The 15808-nt window shown below is 54.9% G+C and carries 13 protein-coding genes and 1 other annotated feature; of the genes, 8 read left to right on the plus strand and 5 right to left on the minus strand.

Features of this window, described 5'->3' with window-relative positions; genetic code table 11:
• Positions 1 to 3: 3 nt before the first annotated feature.
• Together VAE57_RS04820 and VAE57_RS04825 are read right to left on the minus strand one after the other, a co-directional pair.
• The gene (locus VAE57_RS04820; RefSeq protein ID WP_322820766.1) at positions 4 to 1233 is read right to left on the minus strand and encodes an MFS transporter; all 1230 of its coding nucleotides are present in this window, start codon (positions 1231 to 1233) and stop codon (positions 4 to 6) included.
• 2 nt (positions 1234 to 1235) lie between these two features.
• Positions 1236 to 1700 carry a MarR family transcriptional regulator gene (locus tag VAE57_RS04825; RefSeq protein WP_322820767.1) on the minus strand — a complete coding sequence of 155 codons (465 nt, stop codon included), beginning with the start codon at positions 1698 to 1700 and terminating at the stop codon, positions 1236 to 1238.
• Between the two features lie 496 nt (positions 1701 to 2196).
• Between VAE57_RS04825 and VAE57_RS04830 the strand changes: the two genes are divergently transcribed.
• From VAE57_RS04830 to surE, 8 genes are all read left to right on the plus strand, one after another.
• Positions 2197 to 3507, plus strand: coding sequence for a sugar ABC transporter substrate-binding protein (locus VAE57_RS04830; protein ID WP_322820768.1), 1311 nt, complete (start codon positions 2197 to 2199; stop codon positions 3505 to 3507).
• A 119-nt stretch (positions 3508 to 3626) separates the two neighbouring features.
• Entirely contained in the window at positions 3627 to 4568 is a 942-nt protein-coding gene (locus VAE57_RS04835; protein WP_322820769.1) for a sugar ABC transporter permease, read from the plus strand.
• A 12-nt stretch (positions 4569 to 4580) separates the two neighbouring features.
• Complete coding sequence (locus tag VAE57_RS04840) at positions 4581 to 5420, plus strand: carbohydrate ABC transporter permease (RefSeq protein WP_012258534.1); 840 nt, start codon at positions 4581 to 4583, stop codon at positions 5418 to 5420.
• A 15-nt stretch (positions 5421 to 5435) separates the two neighbouring features.
• Positions 5436 to 6491, plus strand: coding sequence for a UDP-glucose--hexose-1-phosphate uridylyltransferase (locus tag VAE57_RS04845; protein ID WP_322820770.1), 1056 nt, complete (start codon positions 5436 to 5438; stop codon positions 6489 to 6491).
• Between the two features lie 234 nt (positions 6492 to 6725).
• A complete protein-coding gene (locus VAE57_RS04850) occupies positions 6726 to 7484 on the plus strand; it encodes a sigma-70 family RNA polymerase sigma factor (protein ID WP_322820771.1) in 759 nt (252 codons plus the stop codon).
• Positions 7485 to 7598: 114 nt separating this feature from the next.
• The gene (locus VAE57_RS04855; protein ID WP_015909273.1) at positions 7599 to 7982 is read left to right on the plus strand and encodes a hypothetical protein; all 384 of its coding nucleotides are present in this window, start codon (positions 7599 to 7601) and stop codon (positions 7980 to 7982) included.
• Between the two features lie 556 nt (positions 7983 to 8538).
• On the plus strand, positions 8539 to 9798 hold the full coding sequence (locus tag VAE57_RS04860; RefSeq protein WP_322820772.1) for a vWA domain-containing protein: 1260 nt from the start codon (positions 8539 to 8541) through the stop codon (positions 9796 to 9798).
• A gap of 1 nt (position 9799) precedes the next feature.
• Positions 9800 to 10564 carry a 5'/3'-nucleotidase SurE gene (gene surE / locus VAE57_RS04865; RefSeq protein ID WP_322820773.1) on the plus strand — a complete coding sequence of 255 codons (765 nt, stop codon included), beginning with the start codon at positions 9800 to 9802 and terminating at the stop codon, positions 10562 to 10564.
• Here the strand turns inward: surE and VAE57_RS04870 are convergent.
• The 3 genes from VAE57_RS04870 to ileS form a co-directional block, all read right to left on the minus strand.
• Positions 10538 to 11296, minus strand: coding sequence for a hypothetical protein (locus tag VAE57_RS04870; protein ID WP_322820774.1), 759 nt, complete (start codon positions 11294 to 11296; stop codon positions 10538 to 10540). The two genes, surE and VAE57_RS04870, sit on opposite strands and share 27 nt — an antisense overlap.
• A gap of 240 nt (positions 11297 to 11536) precedes the next feature.
• Positions 11537 to 11908, minus strand: a complete 372-nt coding sequence (locus tag VAE57_RS04875) for a GxxExxY protein (RefSeq protein WP_322820775.1) — start codon at positions 11906 to 11908, stop codon at positions 11537 to 11539.
• Between the two features lie 177 nt (positions 11909 to 12085).
• The gene (gene ileS / locus VAE57_RS04880) at positions 12086 to 15286 is read right to left on the minus strand and encodes an isoleucine--tRNA ligase (protein WP_322820776.1); all 3201 of its coding nucleotides are present in this window, start codon (positions 15284 to 15286) and stop codon (positions 12086 to 12088) included.
• A gap of 39 nt (positions 15287 to 15325) precedes the next feature.
• Positions 15326 to 15596, minus strand: a binding site (T-box leader).
• Positions 15597 to 15808 lie beyond the last annotated feature (212 nt).

Genomic DNA, 15808 nt, shown 5'->3' on the forward strand with positions numbered 1-15808 from the left:
AGGCTACATTCGGCGTAAGTACGGCGCCTGCCATTCAACGCTTAACACCAGGAACCAGCCGATCAGCGCACTACCGGCAACTACCAGCGGAACACTCCCGACCAACTCAGCAATACTACCGGCAAGCATGCCGCCTAACGGACTCAGCCCCATCAACGAGAGGGTAAACACACTCATCACCCTCCCACGCAGTTCATCGGGCACGATCAATTGAATCAGCGTATTGGTCAGGGCCATCGTGGTCACGCCGGCCCAACCACACAATCCAATGAACAAGAGAGCAATCGGCACTGTGCGTGCCTGCGTAAAGCCGATCAAGAGCGGTGCATACAGCAATGAGGCCGCAGTCAGGAGCTTACCGCGTGGTGCATCATCACGTAATTGAGCGAGCGTCAGTGCTGCGACCAGAGAACCAAGACCACTTGCTGCCGACAACCATCCCAGTCCGGCGGCACCGATCTGGAGAATATCACGGGCAAAAACGGGCAAAAGAGGGATATGCACGAAGCAGAAGAAACTAACTGCACCGGCCCGCAAAAGCAATGCCCGAACTGAAGGTTCACTGGCAATGTACTGCAAACCGGTGCGCAACATATTGCCACGCTGCATACCATTGACCTGACGAGCATCCAACTGCATCAGCGAGAGACTGGCTAATACTGCACCAAAACTCAGGGCGTTGAAGAGAAACGCCGGTCCTTCACCGATCCATGCCACAACAATACCGGCAACTGCTGGCCCCATGGTGCGGGCACCGTTGAAGATGGAAGAATTGAGGGCAATCGCATTCAACAAATCTTCACGCCCTACCATCTCAACAGTAAACGCCTGACGGGTTGGCGCATCAAAGGCATTAACACAACCGAGCAGAAAGGCGAGGATCAGCACATGACTGATATGAACCATACTGGTCAGCGTAAGCCCGGCCAGGGTTGCCGCGAGTATCATGGCAACCGATTGTGTGACCAGCAAAATGCGCCGCTTGGGAAAACGATCGGCGACTGTCCCGGCGAAAAGGGTCAGAAACAATACTGGTAGCGAATTGGCCGCCGCGACCAGACCGAGGAGAAAAGGCGAGTCGGTTAATCGTAAGACCGGCCAGCCCTGTGCCACACTTTGCATCCACGTCTCGGTCAACGAAATCAGTTGTCCGAAGAAGAAGAGGCGATAATTGCGATGACGGAGTGCCCGAAACATTGCCGGGCGACTGGACAGGGTCTGGGTGGATCGCATAGTTATTCAGTGTCTTCTTGATCTTGATGCGTGAGCAGAGCTTCGTATAGGTGCTGCATCGCTTGCTGAAAGGCTGCCAGTTCTTCTGCCGAAAGATAACTCAGACGCCGTTCAACCAATCGGCGGTGGCGTGGTCGCAATTCGTCAATTAACGCCTTACCGGCTGGAGTCAGTTGTACCAGGGTTACCCGACGATCTCGCGGATCGGTTGCCCGACGTACCAGTCCCCGCCGTTCCAGACGATCAACCAGCCGGGTCAGGTTCGAGTTGTCGGTCAGCATCTCGTTACAGATGTAACTGAGCGGAACCCCTTCTTCGGTCGCGTAGAAAAGGATTGCGTACTGTGGAGTCGAAAGATCGTAGGGCCGAAACTCTTCACGGTTAAGCTCCTGAAACCGACGGTGCAGCTTCAGGAAGAGTCGGTAGGCTTCAATTTGTGGTGAATCGCAGGTACTGATTTCAGGCATAGCTTACATCCTGGACTTATCAACTATTGTATCAGAAAACATAGATTTAGCAAGAATAAAATTGCGCCTGCCCACGAACCGGGTTTCAGGCGCACCGTTAGTCTCACCATCACCAGTAGAATGCAAAGAGCCAGACCATCAACAGGAACGCGACCATGCCGGTCAACGTCACTGCCAGGAATACCGGTTTCACTTCTGGATCACCGCTCCATTCAGGTTGCATTCCTCTCTCCTTTCCAGCGTTGTGCTATGAGGTATTCTGATATGACACATTGTACCGCGTTTTGTTGTGGTATGTGGCAGCATCGTACCGTACAGATATATTAAGAACTTGCATGGTTCACACAACAACCATATAATATCGCCTACCACACACTGTTCAACGTCATCTGCACTGATGCACGTTTTGATGGCACGCCACGTCTGTTGCGGCAGTCGAGTGACGAAGACGGTTGTGGTAGATGGTTGGGGGTTATTTGAGAAAGGAACAGCAACGATGCTACGAAAACGCACCCTGTCGTGGATTGCGCTGGTGGCCTTGTTGGCCACAGTGCTGGCTGCGTGTGGCGGCAGCCAGCAGCCGACTACCAGTACCGGTGGTGGAACGGGAAGTGGTGAACAGCAGTCGATAACGATTCGCTGGCGCACACGTCCCGGTGATGCTGCCGAGCAGCGCGTCTATGAGGAGTTGAATGCGCTGGTGAATGAGAAGCTGAAAGATAAAGGCATTACTGCGGTCTACGATCCAGCGCCTAACCAGGGCTATTTCGAGAAACTAAAGACTGAGCTGGCTGCCGGGAACGCACCTGACATTTTCTGGATCGGTGGCGTTGAGCTGGCAGATTTCGTGAATACCGGTCAGATTCTCGATCTGAAGCCGCTGATCGATGCCGACAGCAGCTTCCAGTTGAGCAATTTCTATCCGAACGTGATCGAGCAATTGACACGCGACGGTAAGATTTACGGCCTGCCGCGTGACATCTCGACCATGGTTGTCTACTACAACGAGGACCTGTTCAAGGCTGCTGGCCTCAAGACGCCGAAGGAGCTGGCTGCTGAGGGGAACTGGAACTGGGAGACCATGCTGGATGCAGCACGGAAACTGACCGATCCGGCCAATCAGCAGTACGGCCTTGGCTTTGGTAACTGGTGGGGGCCGGCGTGGGGATACTTCGTCTACGCTGCTGGTGGTAGCCCCTTCACGCCTGATCGTCGTGGTTGTGCTTTGAATACACCAGCGTCGATTGAGGGCGCGAAGATGGTGCGTCTGCTCTACGACGAGAAGCTGTTGCCGGCTGGCGATGCCGATGGTGAAGCGCTCTTCAACGCCGGTAAAGTTGCGATGTACTTCAATGGTCGCTGGTTTACCCCCGGTGTGCGCACGAATGCGCAGTTCAACTGGGATGTAGCGGTGATGCCGGAGGGGAAGGTGAAGAGTACCTGGCTCTTCTGGGGGCCGTACCTGGTGCATGCAAAGACGGCCAACCCGCAGGCAGCCTGGGAAGTGCTGAAGGTACTCACCAGCGCCGAGGCAACGGCGAAGGTGGCTGCTTTGGGTACTAACATCCCGCCCCGCAGCGATCAGGCCGCAGTCGATGCCTTCCTGGCCTCGACACCACCCGCTAATAACCAGGCCTTCCTCGATGGCATCCCCTATGCCGCGCTCGAAGCACCGGTCTGGGATGGCAACTGGGCTGATTTTAGTGGTACTGTGCAGAGCCTCTGGGATCAGATGATTGCCGGCCAGATTACGCCAGAGCAGTTTGGTCAACAGGCCTGTGAACAGACGGCCAGCACATTTAAGTAGATCATAACAGACGGAGCGAACGGTGGGCGTGCACCGTTCGCTCTTGTTGATTTATAATGCTTCCAGGTCATTAATTGCTCCTACGCATGTGCGTTTCAGATATTCCCCGGAGGTGATACATGGCCAAACAGGCACCGGCAGCGTTGCCTGCCGCTTCCTCACGCCGGCTCAACGGTCGGCGTGTTCGGCTGTGGCTTGACGCTTTCGGTATGTTGTTACCTACGATTTTGGGTGTGCTGATCTTTTTCCTGGTGCCACTCGGTATCTCGTTCTACCTGAGCTTCACCGATGCACGTCTATTTGGTGACCCAAATATCATTGGTTTCAGCAATTACCAGCGTGCGCTATCTGATCCAACCTTCTATCGGGCGATGTGGAATACCGCAGCCTTTTCGATGGTGACGCTGGTTGTCTCGACCGTCCCGGCATTGTTGCTGGCAGTGATCCTGAATGAACGCATTGTCGGACGCACCTTTTTCCGGGCAGTGTTTTTTATTCCGGTCGTGGCTTCGGTCGTTGGCGTGACCCTGCTCTGGCGATACCTGCTCAATATTGATTTTGGGTTTGTCAATTACGCTCTGCGTCTCCTCGGTTTGCAACCGATCCCCTGGTTGACCAGCCCGGAATGGGGATTGATCAGCGTGATTCTAGTCTTTTCGTGGAAGACCATCGGTTACAACATGGTGATCTTTCTGGCCGGTTTGCAAGGGGTACCGCCCCAACTCTACGAGGCCGCCAGTCTTGATGGCGCCAGTCGTTGGCAGCAGTTTCTTTTCATTACGGTGCCAATGCTGTCGCCGACGACTTTTTTTGTACTGGTGACGACCTTGATCAATTGTCTGCAAGTGTTTGATGTACCAGTTGCTCTGGGTCTGACCCGTTCCAATACGGTTGGCCCTGCCGACTCGATGCTAACGGTGGTACCGCTGCTCTGGCGCGAGGCATTTATCGGTGGTCGGATGGGTTATGCGTCTGCACTGGCATGGTTGTTGTTCGTTATCATTTTGCTGTTGACTCTGATCCAGTTTCGGATTTCACGGCGCTGGGTGCATTACGAATAAGCGAGGCCGGACATGGCAAGTGCAATCTTACGCCGACCATGGGAGCGATTGCTGGCGTATCTGGTGCTGAGCGTCACAGGCTTCATCATGGTTTTTCCGTTTATCTATATGGTATTATCCTCGCTGAAACCGTCAACGGAAGTGGTACAGGTACCACCAACCCTGTGGCCGAGCGAGATACGCTGGTCGAACTATCTGGAGGTGTTGAGTATCGTGCCTCTGGGTACGCAGTTGATCAACACGATTATCGTGACGGTGTTGGTCGTTTTGGGGTGGGTGTTTACCTCGGTGCTGGCCGGTTATGCCTTTGCCCGCCTCGATTTTCCCGGTCGCGAATGGCTGTTTGGCGCGTACCTGGCGACGTTGATGGTGCCATTTGCGGTGCTGATTGTGCCGATGTACCGTCTGATGCTGGTCTTTGGCTGGGTTGATCGCCTGGAAGCGCTCATCATCCCGTGGTTGTTTACCGCTTACGGAACGTTTCTGCTCCGTCAGTTTTTCATGAGTGTACCGAAAGACCTGGAAGATGCAGCGTTAATCGATGGTGCTTCGCACTGGGGTATTCTCTTTCGTATCTTTTTGCCGCTGGCCCGCCCTGCTATTGCCACGCTGGCGACGTTTGCCTTTCTTTACGCCTGGAATAGTTTTCTCTGGCCGCTGATTATCATTAGCAGTCCGGATCGTAAAGTTGTAACGCAGGGGTTGGTCGATCTCCAGGCCCTCTATGCTGCGCGAGTTGATCTGATCATGGCCGGCTCCACCCTCGCTGTTCTACCGACCCTGATCGTCTTCTTGTTTGCCCAGCGTTATTTCATCGAGGGGATTGCAACCTCTGGTCTGGCCGGGCGCTAAACAAGCGAGATGTGCATGGAACAGCAAGAACTCTTTCTGCGACCGCACCGCCGTCTGAATCGACTGACCGGCGAATGGGTGCTGGTGTCGCCGCATCGCACCCAACGTCCGTGGCTGGGGCAGGTGGAGTCATTGCCACCGGCCGAATTACCGTCTTACGATCCGGCCTGCTATCTGTGTCCGGGAAATACGCGGGCGAATGGTGTCCAGAACCCACCGTATACCGAGACGTTTGTCTTCGAGAACGATTTTGCTGCTCTTTTACCCGATATTCCGTTGGATCGGGTCAGTGTGCGGCTGCCCCTCGCCGATCAGCACGACGCGGGGCCAGCGCTGCTCCATGCCGAGGCCGAACGTGGTATGTGTCGCGTGGTTTGCTTTTCACCTCGTCATGATCTGACGCTGGCCCAGATGTCTCAGGCAGAGGTCAGGCGGGTCATTGACGTGTGGGTTGACCAGTACAACGAGTTGGGGGCTATCGATTGGGTGCAGTCGGTGTTGATCTTTGAGAATCGCGGTGCGATGATGGGCGCATCCAATCCACATCCTCACGGTCAAATCTGGGCTAACGAGCAGTTGCCAAACGAGATGCGCAAAGAGCTGGCGACTCAGACGGCCTACTGGCACGAACATCAACGTTGCCTGCTTTGCGACTATCTGGCGCTGGAGTTGCAGCTTGGTGAGCGGATCGTGTGTGCCAACGACGCCTGGGTAGCGCTGGTGCCGTTTTGGGCTGTGTGGCCCTTCGAGACGTTGGTGTTACCGCGGGTGCACGCCGGTGCCATTGGTGATCTTGATGAGAGTGGTCGCGATGGCCTGGCGGCGATATTGCGCGAGTTAACCGGTCGCTATGACCGCCTCTTCAATGTGTCGTTTCCCTACAGTATGGGATTTCATCAGCGCCCAACCGATGGCCTTGCTCACGAGGGCTGGCATCTGCACGCACATTTCTACCCGCCATTACTCCGCTCGGCAACTGTCCGTAAGTTTATGGTGGGGTACGAAATGCTTGGTCAGCCGCAGCGTGATCTGACGCCGGAACAGGCAGCCGTCCGCCTGCGCGAGCTGTAATCTGTTGTTTATATCACATCGGACACATCGTTCGAGGGTACGTTAACAACGTGCCCTCTTTGTTTTCCTCATTTGTCATCTCCTGCTCATCTAAACATCTTCTCACTCACAAGCCCTCTTCCTACAATGCAGCGCAGAGGGATCGAAATCAGTATTCGTTGCGCGGCGTCACTACGTCAGGTAGCGGTGAGTACCCAGGATGACGAGCGCATCTACAGACAAAGCGAGGAAACTATGATCGCGCCTGTAATGACACCTTCTCATCAATCACCCCGCCTTCAGGCGCCAGTGGTAGGCGATGAGGTTGCTATTGACGTTACGACGATGGATGTTGCGGAGCTGGCCCAGCGCTGTGCAATTGAGAGTGAACGGTTTTACCGTGGTCAGTCGCACGACTCGCGCTATAGTTATGAGCTGTTTCGGCGAGCATTAGTTGAACGTGACGAGCTTGCCTGGAGTTACCTCTTTCAGCACTACAGCTCGCTGGTTGAAGGTTGGATTCGTCGGTGTAGTGCGTTTGTCAATAGCGATGAAAGCAGCGAATATTTTGTGGTGGGTGCCTTTACCAAGTTCTGGCGAGCGGTGACTCCTGAACGGTTTGCTGCCTTTCCGAACCTGGCTGCGCTGTTGCAGTATTTGCAGCTCTGTGCATCCAGTGTGGTGATTGATGCGGTGCGTGCACAATCGTGGGCGGAAATGATGCCCGAAGAGCGGATCGATCTTCAGCGTATGCCCCTCTCAGCACCCGATGAAGAGGCAATGCAACGGGTTGATCGGCAGGAGTTCTGGCGCTACATTGATAGTCAGTTGCACAGTGAGGGTGAACGTGTTGTGGTGTATGGCTCGTTCGTCCTGGGTTTGACGCCGCGTGCAATCTTCGAGCGCTACAATACGCTTTTCGAGAGCGTCTACGATGTGTACAATATCAAGCGTAACGTGTTGAGTCGGCTGAGTCGGAATAGCCATCTGCGCACTATTGCCGACCAGATATAGAGCCGGTTGGAAAATGATGGTAACGGGGACGTAAAAAAACGTCCCCGTTAACGTTTCTTTCAACAGGAAATGTGTGCAGATCAATCTGCCGGTACTATCTGGAGGCGCGCCGGTATGGAGAACGATCAACGAAGTGACGGCGCAGGTCATCTTTCTGGTCTGGAACTTGTTGCAGCAGTCGATGGTGAGCTTGATGAAGCCACCGCTCAACACCTTCACCACTGCGATCTTTGTCGTCAACGTTTAGTAACTCTGCGTAATCTCCAGCAGGCTTTACGACGACGGTTATATCGGGTTCTTTGCCCGTCTACCGATCAGTTAATCGATTACTGCCAGGGCCTGCTTACACCTGCTCAACAGGCTACTATTGCTCATCATCTGACCTCCTGTCCCTATTGCCGGTCTGAGGTTGATCTGTTGATGCAGCGTGATCCGCTGATTGACCGTCTGTTGCTCAGCAGTTTGCTTGATGGGCGGGTGTTACGTTTCTTGCGCTGAGCAAGGTTTCGGCATAAAAGCCGTTTGCTGTCCGCCATTGTTCGACGCACCGATAGATTGTTGGCGGGAACCTTTTCAAATCATCGGCGACATGCGTCTGGTATCGATGTAATGGGTGCGAAGGCTATCATGCTTCCTCACGCCAAAAACATGGCTTGTGCCTCACAGATCGTGAACGATTGTCAATCTAGTGCGTAATTCTATTACATCCCGATTACTGCCAGATCCGCTGCATCAGGTGTTCAACCTCTGCCACAGTGCTACAATTGCTCATGATCCTCATGGTAAGTTGGGCGGCGAAAACTATGGTGTCTCCGGTATTTTCCTCTCTTACATACCAGGGCTGCACCAATTAGAACCTCGCTTCTATCATTGGGCTTGCCATTAGTGTCCAGGCTGGTAGTTCCCGTCATCTCCAGCTTTGCCAGAGGATTGCCTGTGAATTTGCCTATTGTGCGCTACAATACAGGTAGTTGCAACCGTTGCCGACCTCGCATCGTCGCATAGGCGAAGTTATTTCGCCGAATGGCCGTCATGCAGAGATGAGGAGTTTGCCATGGCAGGAGAAGTTACCCTACGTGCTGCACTGGCGCGTCCCTTTCTGGCCGCAACAACCACGCCACAGGTAGCGTATGTATTGCTTGAGGCACAGCCGGGTGCGGTATTGACACAGGTACGAGTACCGATTCACGTCTGTTTTGTGCTCGACCGCAGCGGCTCGATGAAGGGCGAGAAGATTGAACGGTTGCGACAGGCGGTGGTTCGCGCAATCGAGCAACTCAATGAGCAGGATATCATTTCGATTGTGATTTTCGACCATCGGACTGAGGTGTTGGTACCGGCCCAACCGGTGCGACAACGGGCAGCGATCCTCGATCTGGTGCATCGGATCCGCGATGCCGGTGGTACCCGAATCGCTCCGGCCCTGGAGAAGGGGTTACAGGAATTACAAAAGATGCCGCAGGGAGTGCGCCGACTGGTACTGTTAACCGATGGTCAGACCGAACACGAGAAGGAGTGTCTGCTCCGGGCAGACGATGCCGGGCGGTTGGGGATTCCGATTACAGCGTTGGGAATCGGTAAGGATTGGAACGAAGACCTGCTGATTGAAATGGCAAATCGTTCGCGGGGGGGGGCTGATTACATTGCGCAGCCCGGCGAGATTGTGCAATACTTTCAGCACACGGTACAGCGTGCCCAGCAGACCACCATCCAGAACAGTGTCCTCACGCTGCGCCTGGTGCAGGGAGTGACACCACGGGCCGTCTGGCAGGTGACACCGCTCATTGACAATCTCGGTTATCAGCCAATTGCTGATCGGGCTGTCAGTGTCAATCTCGGCGAGCTTGAGAGTGGACAGATACGGGCATTGCTCATCGAATTGGTGATCGATCCCCGTCCTATGGGAACATATCGGATCGGTCAGGCGGAAATCAGCTACGATGCACCGGCATTACAGATTCAGGGTGAGAAGACGAAAATTGACATTATGCTCACCTTTACCGCCGATCCAGCCCAGTTGCAACAGGTCAATCCCAACGTCATGAACATTGTCGAGAAGGTCAGCGCCTTTAAGCTACAAACGCGCGCCTTGCAAGACCTGGCAGTCGGTGATGTCAGTGGGGCAACCCAGAAGCTGAAGAGTGCCGTCACCCGCTTGCTCAATCAGGGTGAAGTAGAACTGGCGGCAACGATGCAACAAGAGATTGCCAACCTCGAACAGCACGGCCAGATGTCGAGTGAAGGTCAGAAGACTATCAAGTTCCAGGGACGGAAGACGGTTAGGTTAACCGATATTGAATTACCGAAGGAGTGATATGTACTTTTTGGTAACCAACGATGATGGCTACCAGAGTCCGGGTCTGGTAGCACTGCGTGCTGCTTTAAGTGACATTGGCGAAGTGGCTGTTGTTGCGCCGGATCGAAACTGGAGCGCTGCCGGTCACTATCGTAAGCTGTTTGATCCATTGCGAGCCTGGGAAGGAACGTTGAGCGATGGCTCACCAGCGCTGATCTGCGATGGTACGCCGGCTGATTGTGTGGCACTGGCGGTTATGGGATTGCTCGACCGCAAACCCGATCTGGTGGTGTCGGGGATTAATCTGGGTGCGAATCTGGGTACCGATCTGCTCTATTCAGGGACTGTCGCCGCGGCGATGGAAGGGCTGGTGTTTGGCATTCCCGGTCTGGCGGTATCACAGGTACGCCCGAAGGATGGGAAATGGGATTTTCGGGCGGCGCAAATAGCGGTATGCCAGTTGGTTACGCTGATTCATGAGCGCTCCTTGCCTTCAGAGGTGCTGTTAAATCTGAACATTCCGGCAGTGCCACCCACCGGCTTGCGTGGGATTAAAGTTGGCCGCCTGGGTCGTCGGGTGTATCGTGATGAGCTGGTGGTGCGGTATGATCCACGTGGCCGACCGTACTATTGGATTGATGGCGCAGAACCTGAAGATCATTACGAGGAAGGCACTGATATTGCTGCCATTAGTGACGGATATGCCAGCCTGACGCCGGTACACATGGATCTGACCAGTCATCGCTGGCTGGAAGAGCTACGGAGTTGGGAATTGGATGGGTGAGATCAGGGCTACATCAAGCCATTGGGCTTCGTCGCAGGCACGAACACCCCAGCCTAGTTGCCCGGTTGGACGCACAATCGCGTATTGATTGTCAATCCAGATCACGATACTGAGCGGGCCACGAGGTGAGGGTGCCCGTAATGTTGTTGTACCGTCAACCAGAAGTTCGCTTTCATGCAGCCCCCACCGAATTTCATACTCGTGCCACTGATCTATGTCCTGGCTGATGACTGCTTCGGCGACGCCAACATCGCGCTGGATGCATGGCCAGATGCGGCGGTACAGCAGGGGAATGTTGAGCAGCGGGACAATGAACGGCGCAAGCGGTATCCATTTGCAGGCCGTCGGACGACTTGTGTCAACGACAGCAGCTTTCCAGCCGTGGCCGGGTATGCCCATTGCCAGTGGCATATCGTGTGGTGGTGCACCGAAAAAGAACCAGACTGCCTGTGGCATACGAAGCGGTCTGGCCCACGGGTAACTCCACAAGCCAAATCCGGCAGTGCCAACCAGCCGGTCTGCCGGATGTGATGTGCGTGCACGAAGGCGAAGGGTAAACGGTGGCTGCAATGCACGGGCAGATCCAGGCCACTGCCGGAAATCATCGAGCTGCGCATTCCGATAGCGGTTGGCAGGACCGGCTGGTCGAATCAGACGCAAGCCCGTCTCCGTCTGAATAACGCCTGCGCCACCGCTACAGCGTGGTCGTAAGTGCCATCGCGATACCATCATCGTCGCTTAACTCCGCTTTTGAATGCACCACAGAGACACGGAGAACACAGAGGTCTTTTGTTGGGTGTCCTTCACTCTCCTCCTCCCTCTGTGACCTCTGTGCCTCTGTGGTGTGATATAACCACTGAGACACGGAGAGCACAGAGATGTTTTGTTAGATATCTTCCGCTCCCCCTCTGTGACCTCTGTGTCTCTGTGGTGTAATATAACCACAGAGACACGGAGAACATAGAGGTACTTTTAGATGATTCGTCGGCGAATACCATTTTTGAGCACAGGAACATTAAAGTTGATGAGGAGGCCGAGTCGCCATCCGCCTAATTTCAAGTACGTTGATAGTTGTGCTTCGTGAATAGGTTGTATTGCTTCGACAGACTTGATCTCTACAACAATACGTTGTGCCACAAGCAAATCAAGTCGATAACTGCAATCAAGTTGTATGCCTTTATATTCGACAAAAAGCATTTTTTGACGTTCAAAGGGAATGCCTCGCAAATCCAGCTCTCTACACAGACACATTTCGTAAGCAGACTCAAGAAGACCTGGCCCTAGCTCTTTATGAACCTCAATAGCTGCTCCAATAATTTGTTCGGTTAAACTATTCAGCTCCATTTCTCTATCTTCCCCTCTGTGACCTCTGTGCCTCTGTGGTGTGATATAACCACAGAGACACGGAAAGCACAGAGATGTTTTGTTAGATATCTTCCGCTCCCCCTCTGTGACCTCTGTGCCTCTGTGGTGCCATTCAACCACAGAGACACGCCGAGAGCACAGAGGTTTAAATTGGCGCTACCCCGCTTTCACCACGCCGACTGTCAGCTCACCATCACCGAATTCGTGGGTTTCGGTGTAGGCATTGGTCGGCGGTGTGCCAACAGTGAGTTCCAGGGCCAGTGTCTCGGTCTTGAGGTATTGATCGTACTGGGCCAGCGTACTGGCAAGCAACTCACTCTGGTTGGCAGTGTGGAGGAAGAGATGGATGCGGTCACTGATCGCCAGCCCTGCACTCTTACGCGCATCCTGCACGTAACGTACCAGATCGCGTGCTGCGCCTTCGAGCCGCAGCTCTTCGGTCACGGTGGTATTCAATGCAACCAGCATCCCATCGGCCTCGGCAACGACGTACCCTGCCGGTGCACTACTCTCAACCAGGATTTCCTCTGCCAACAGTTCCACCGTCTGACCATCAACTGTCAGGTGGACAGGCTGGCCGGCTTCTACCGCCTGGGCCACAGTCCGCGCCGCTTCACCGTTCAGGTCGCGCAGGGCAGCGGTGAGGGTTGGTACCAGCTTACCAAACTTCTTGCCGACCAGGCGCAGATTTGGCTTTAACCGATATTCCACCACGGCACTGCTGGCGTCAAGGTAGCGTACTGCCTTCACGTTGAGTTCATCACGCAACTCACTCTCAAAGCGCCGTACACCGTTGAGGACTGCTGGCGTGCTGGCCCGCAGCCAGATTTCACTCAGCGGCTGGCGAACTTTCAGGTTGGCCTGCTTTCGCGCTGCCCGCCCCAGCGAAACGGCGGTGAGCAGTGCTTCGGTATCGCTGACCAGTTGCGCATCGAGTAGTGACTGATCGACACGTGGCCATTGAGCAAGATGCACACTCTCGGCGGCGGACGGATCACGCTCGGCGACCAGATTACGATAGATCTCTTCACTGACGAACGGAATAAACGGTGCCGCCAGCTTCGCCACCGTCACCAGACAGGTGTAGAGTGTCTGGTATGCAGCTTCTTTGTCAGCATCAGCTTCACTCTTCCAGAAGCGACGACGATTACGGCGCACATACCAATTCGACAGCTCATCGACGAAATGTTCGATGGCATTGGCCGCCGTATAGACATCGTACTCCTCGAAGCACACGGTGACTTGCTGGACGAGCTGATTGAGTGCCGCCAGCGCCCAGCGATCAATCGGTTGCAGTTCGGCAGTACGATTGCTGCCCGGCTGCCACTGATCGAGATTGGCGTAGGTCACGAAGAAGGCATACGTATTCCAGAGGGTCAGCAGGAATTTCCGCATACTCTCACTGACCAGGGCCATACTGAAGCGGCGGGCATTACCGGGAGGTGCAGCGGTGAACAGGTACCAGCGCAACGCATCAACACCGTAGGCATTGATCACCTCTTCCGGCTCGATCACGTTGCCCTTGCTCTTGCTCATCTTAAGACCGTTCTCGTCGAGAATATGACCGAGACAGATCACATTCTTGAACGCCGGCCGGTCGAAGAGCAGCGTGCTGATCGCGTGCAGGGTATAGAACCAGCCCCGAGTCTGATCAACCGCCTCGCAGATGTAATCGGCGGGGTGGGCCATCTCGAAGATGTCGCGATTCTCAAATGGATAGTGCCACTGCGCAACCGGCATCGAGCCACTGTCAAACCAGCAGTCGGCAACGTCGGGAATACGCCGCATCAGGCCGTGTTCGGGGTCTTCCCACACCACCTCATCGATGTAAGGACGGTGGAGATCAACATCGCGCAGTGAACGCCCGACCTTCTCTTCCAGTTCGGCCAGTGAACCGATACAGACCATGTGCGAGCCATCGGCGTTGGTCCAGATCGGGATTGGCGTTCCCCAGTAGCGCTCACGACTGATTGCCCAGTCGATGTTATTCTCAAGCCAGTTACCGAAGCGGCCATCGCGAATATGCTCTGGAACCCAGTGAATCTGCTGGTTATTGGCAACCAGATCGGCCTTGAACGCGGTTGTGCGAATGTACCACGAGCGCTTGGCGTAGTAGAGCAGCGGTGTACTACAGCGCCAGCAGAAGGGGTAGTAGTGACGGACCCGGCCACTGCGCAGGAGTAAACCCCGTTGTTTCAGATTCCGCGTAATATCGGGATCGGCCTCTTTGAAAAACTTACCGGCAAAGCCGAGTTCGGTGAATTCAGGCAGCACGCGCCCGTCCAACCCAACCGAGAAGAGGGTGGGTAGACCGTGTTTGCGTCCAACCTCAAGGTCACCGTAGGCCGGCGCGATGTGCACAATACCGGTACCATCATCGAGACTGACAATCTCGTCGGCGATTACCCGATAAGCAGTGTCCCAATCGACGGTGTCACCGGCACCCGGCACACCCCGGAAGAGTGGCTCGTAGCGCAGACCAACCAGATCATTGCCGCGGAAGTGGCGTAACACCGTAAAGCTCTCAGCCGGCAAGACATTGCCGACCAGAGCGGCAGCCATCACCAGCCGCTCGCCGTTGTGTTCGACTTCGACGTATTCTGCATCATGCTTCACGGCCAGGGCGACATTAGCCGGCAATGTCCAGGGCGTAGTCGTCCAGGCTACCAGAAAAGCTCCTGCGAGAGTACCATCAACGGCAGGTGGCGGTGTGGTGAACCCGTTTACCCGGAACTTGATGTACACACTCGGATCATCAATATCATCGCGGGCACCGAGGCTCACTTCGTGGTCGCTCAGGCTCGTACCACAGCGCGGGCAGTGCATCGTCACTTTGTAATCGCGGAAGAGCAGCCCGCGATCCCATAGTTGCCGGAAGATCCACCACGTCGACTCGATATAATCGTTTTCGTAAGTGATGTAGGCATCTTCGCTGAGCCAGAAGGCGATGCGCTTGGTAAACGCCTTCCACTCCTGAATATACTCCCAGACGCTTTCGCGGCAGAGACGGTTAAATTCGGCAATCCCAAAGCGCTCGATATCCGGTTTGCCGCTGAAGCCGAGCTTCTTCTCAATCTCGATCTCAACCGGTAGACCGTGCGTATCCCAGCCTTCGCGCCGACCGATGATCCGATAACCCTGCATAGCGCGGTAGCGCAGGATCACATCTTTGAAACTGCGAGAGATGGTGTGATGCAGGCCGGGGCGACCGTTCGAGGTTGGTGGTCCCTCGTAAAAGACAAACGGCTTGTCGCCGGCTGCCAGCGATTTAGCGACAATGTTGTTCGCTTCCCACCAGGCAATTACCTCTTCTTCGAGCTGGGGAAACTTCACGTTAGTATCAACTGGTCTGAACATGAAACCTCCATCCGAACCAAACCAAAAGCCTCGTCCCCAACAGGGGACGAGGCAGATTAACCCCGCGGTACCACCCCAATTCGATGCTGTGGCACTTGCCACGAAGCACCGCACTTTGCGAGCGTCGATCAACGCTCTGCCCCGCTAACGGTGGGCGTTCCGGGCGCGGTTACTGCGCGGACGAAACCATCACGCGGTTCACCTGCCAGCTCAGGGGTGATGTTCACTATCGCCGCTTCTACCTGGCTCACACCGTCCCAGGCTCGCTGAAGAGCTGGCGATAGCTACTCGTCCCCGTCATCGCCGTTATCTGACAGTATACGCCGTGAGTTGCGCTGCGTCAAGCAGGATGCCGGGTAAGGATAGTGATGTGGGGAGTGGGGAGTGGGGAGTGGGTGGAGAGCTGTTTCACTGCCTATTTGCAAACCTTTGCAAGCAGTCTCCGTATGGGTTATTCAGATTGTCCTCCCTTGAAGAACCCCCTCATGTCGGTTAGCAGTACATACCTGGAGGTGCGAGCCA

Source organism: Chloroflexus sp. (assembly GCF_034434295.1).
Lineage (GTDB): Bacteria > Chloroflexota > Chloroflexia > Chloroflexales > Chloroflexaceae > Chloroflexus.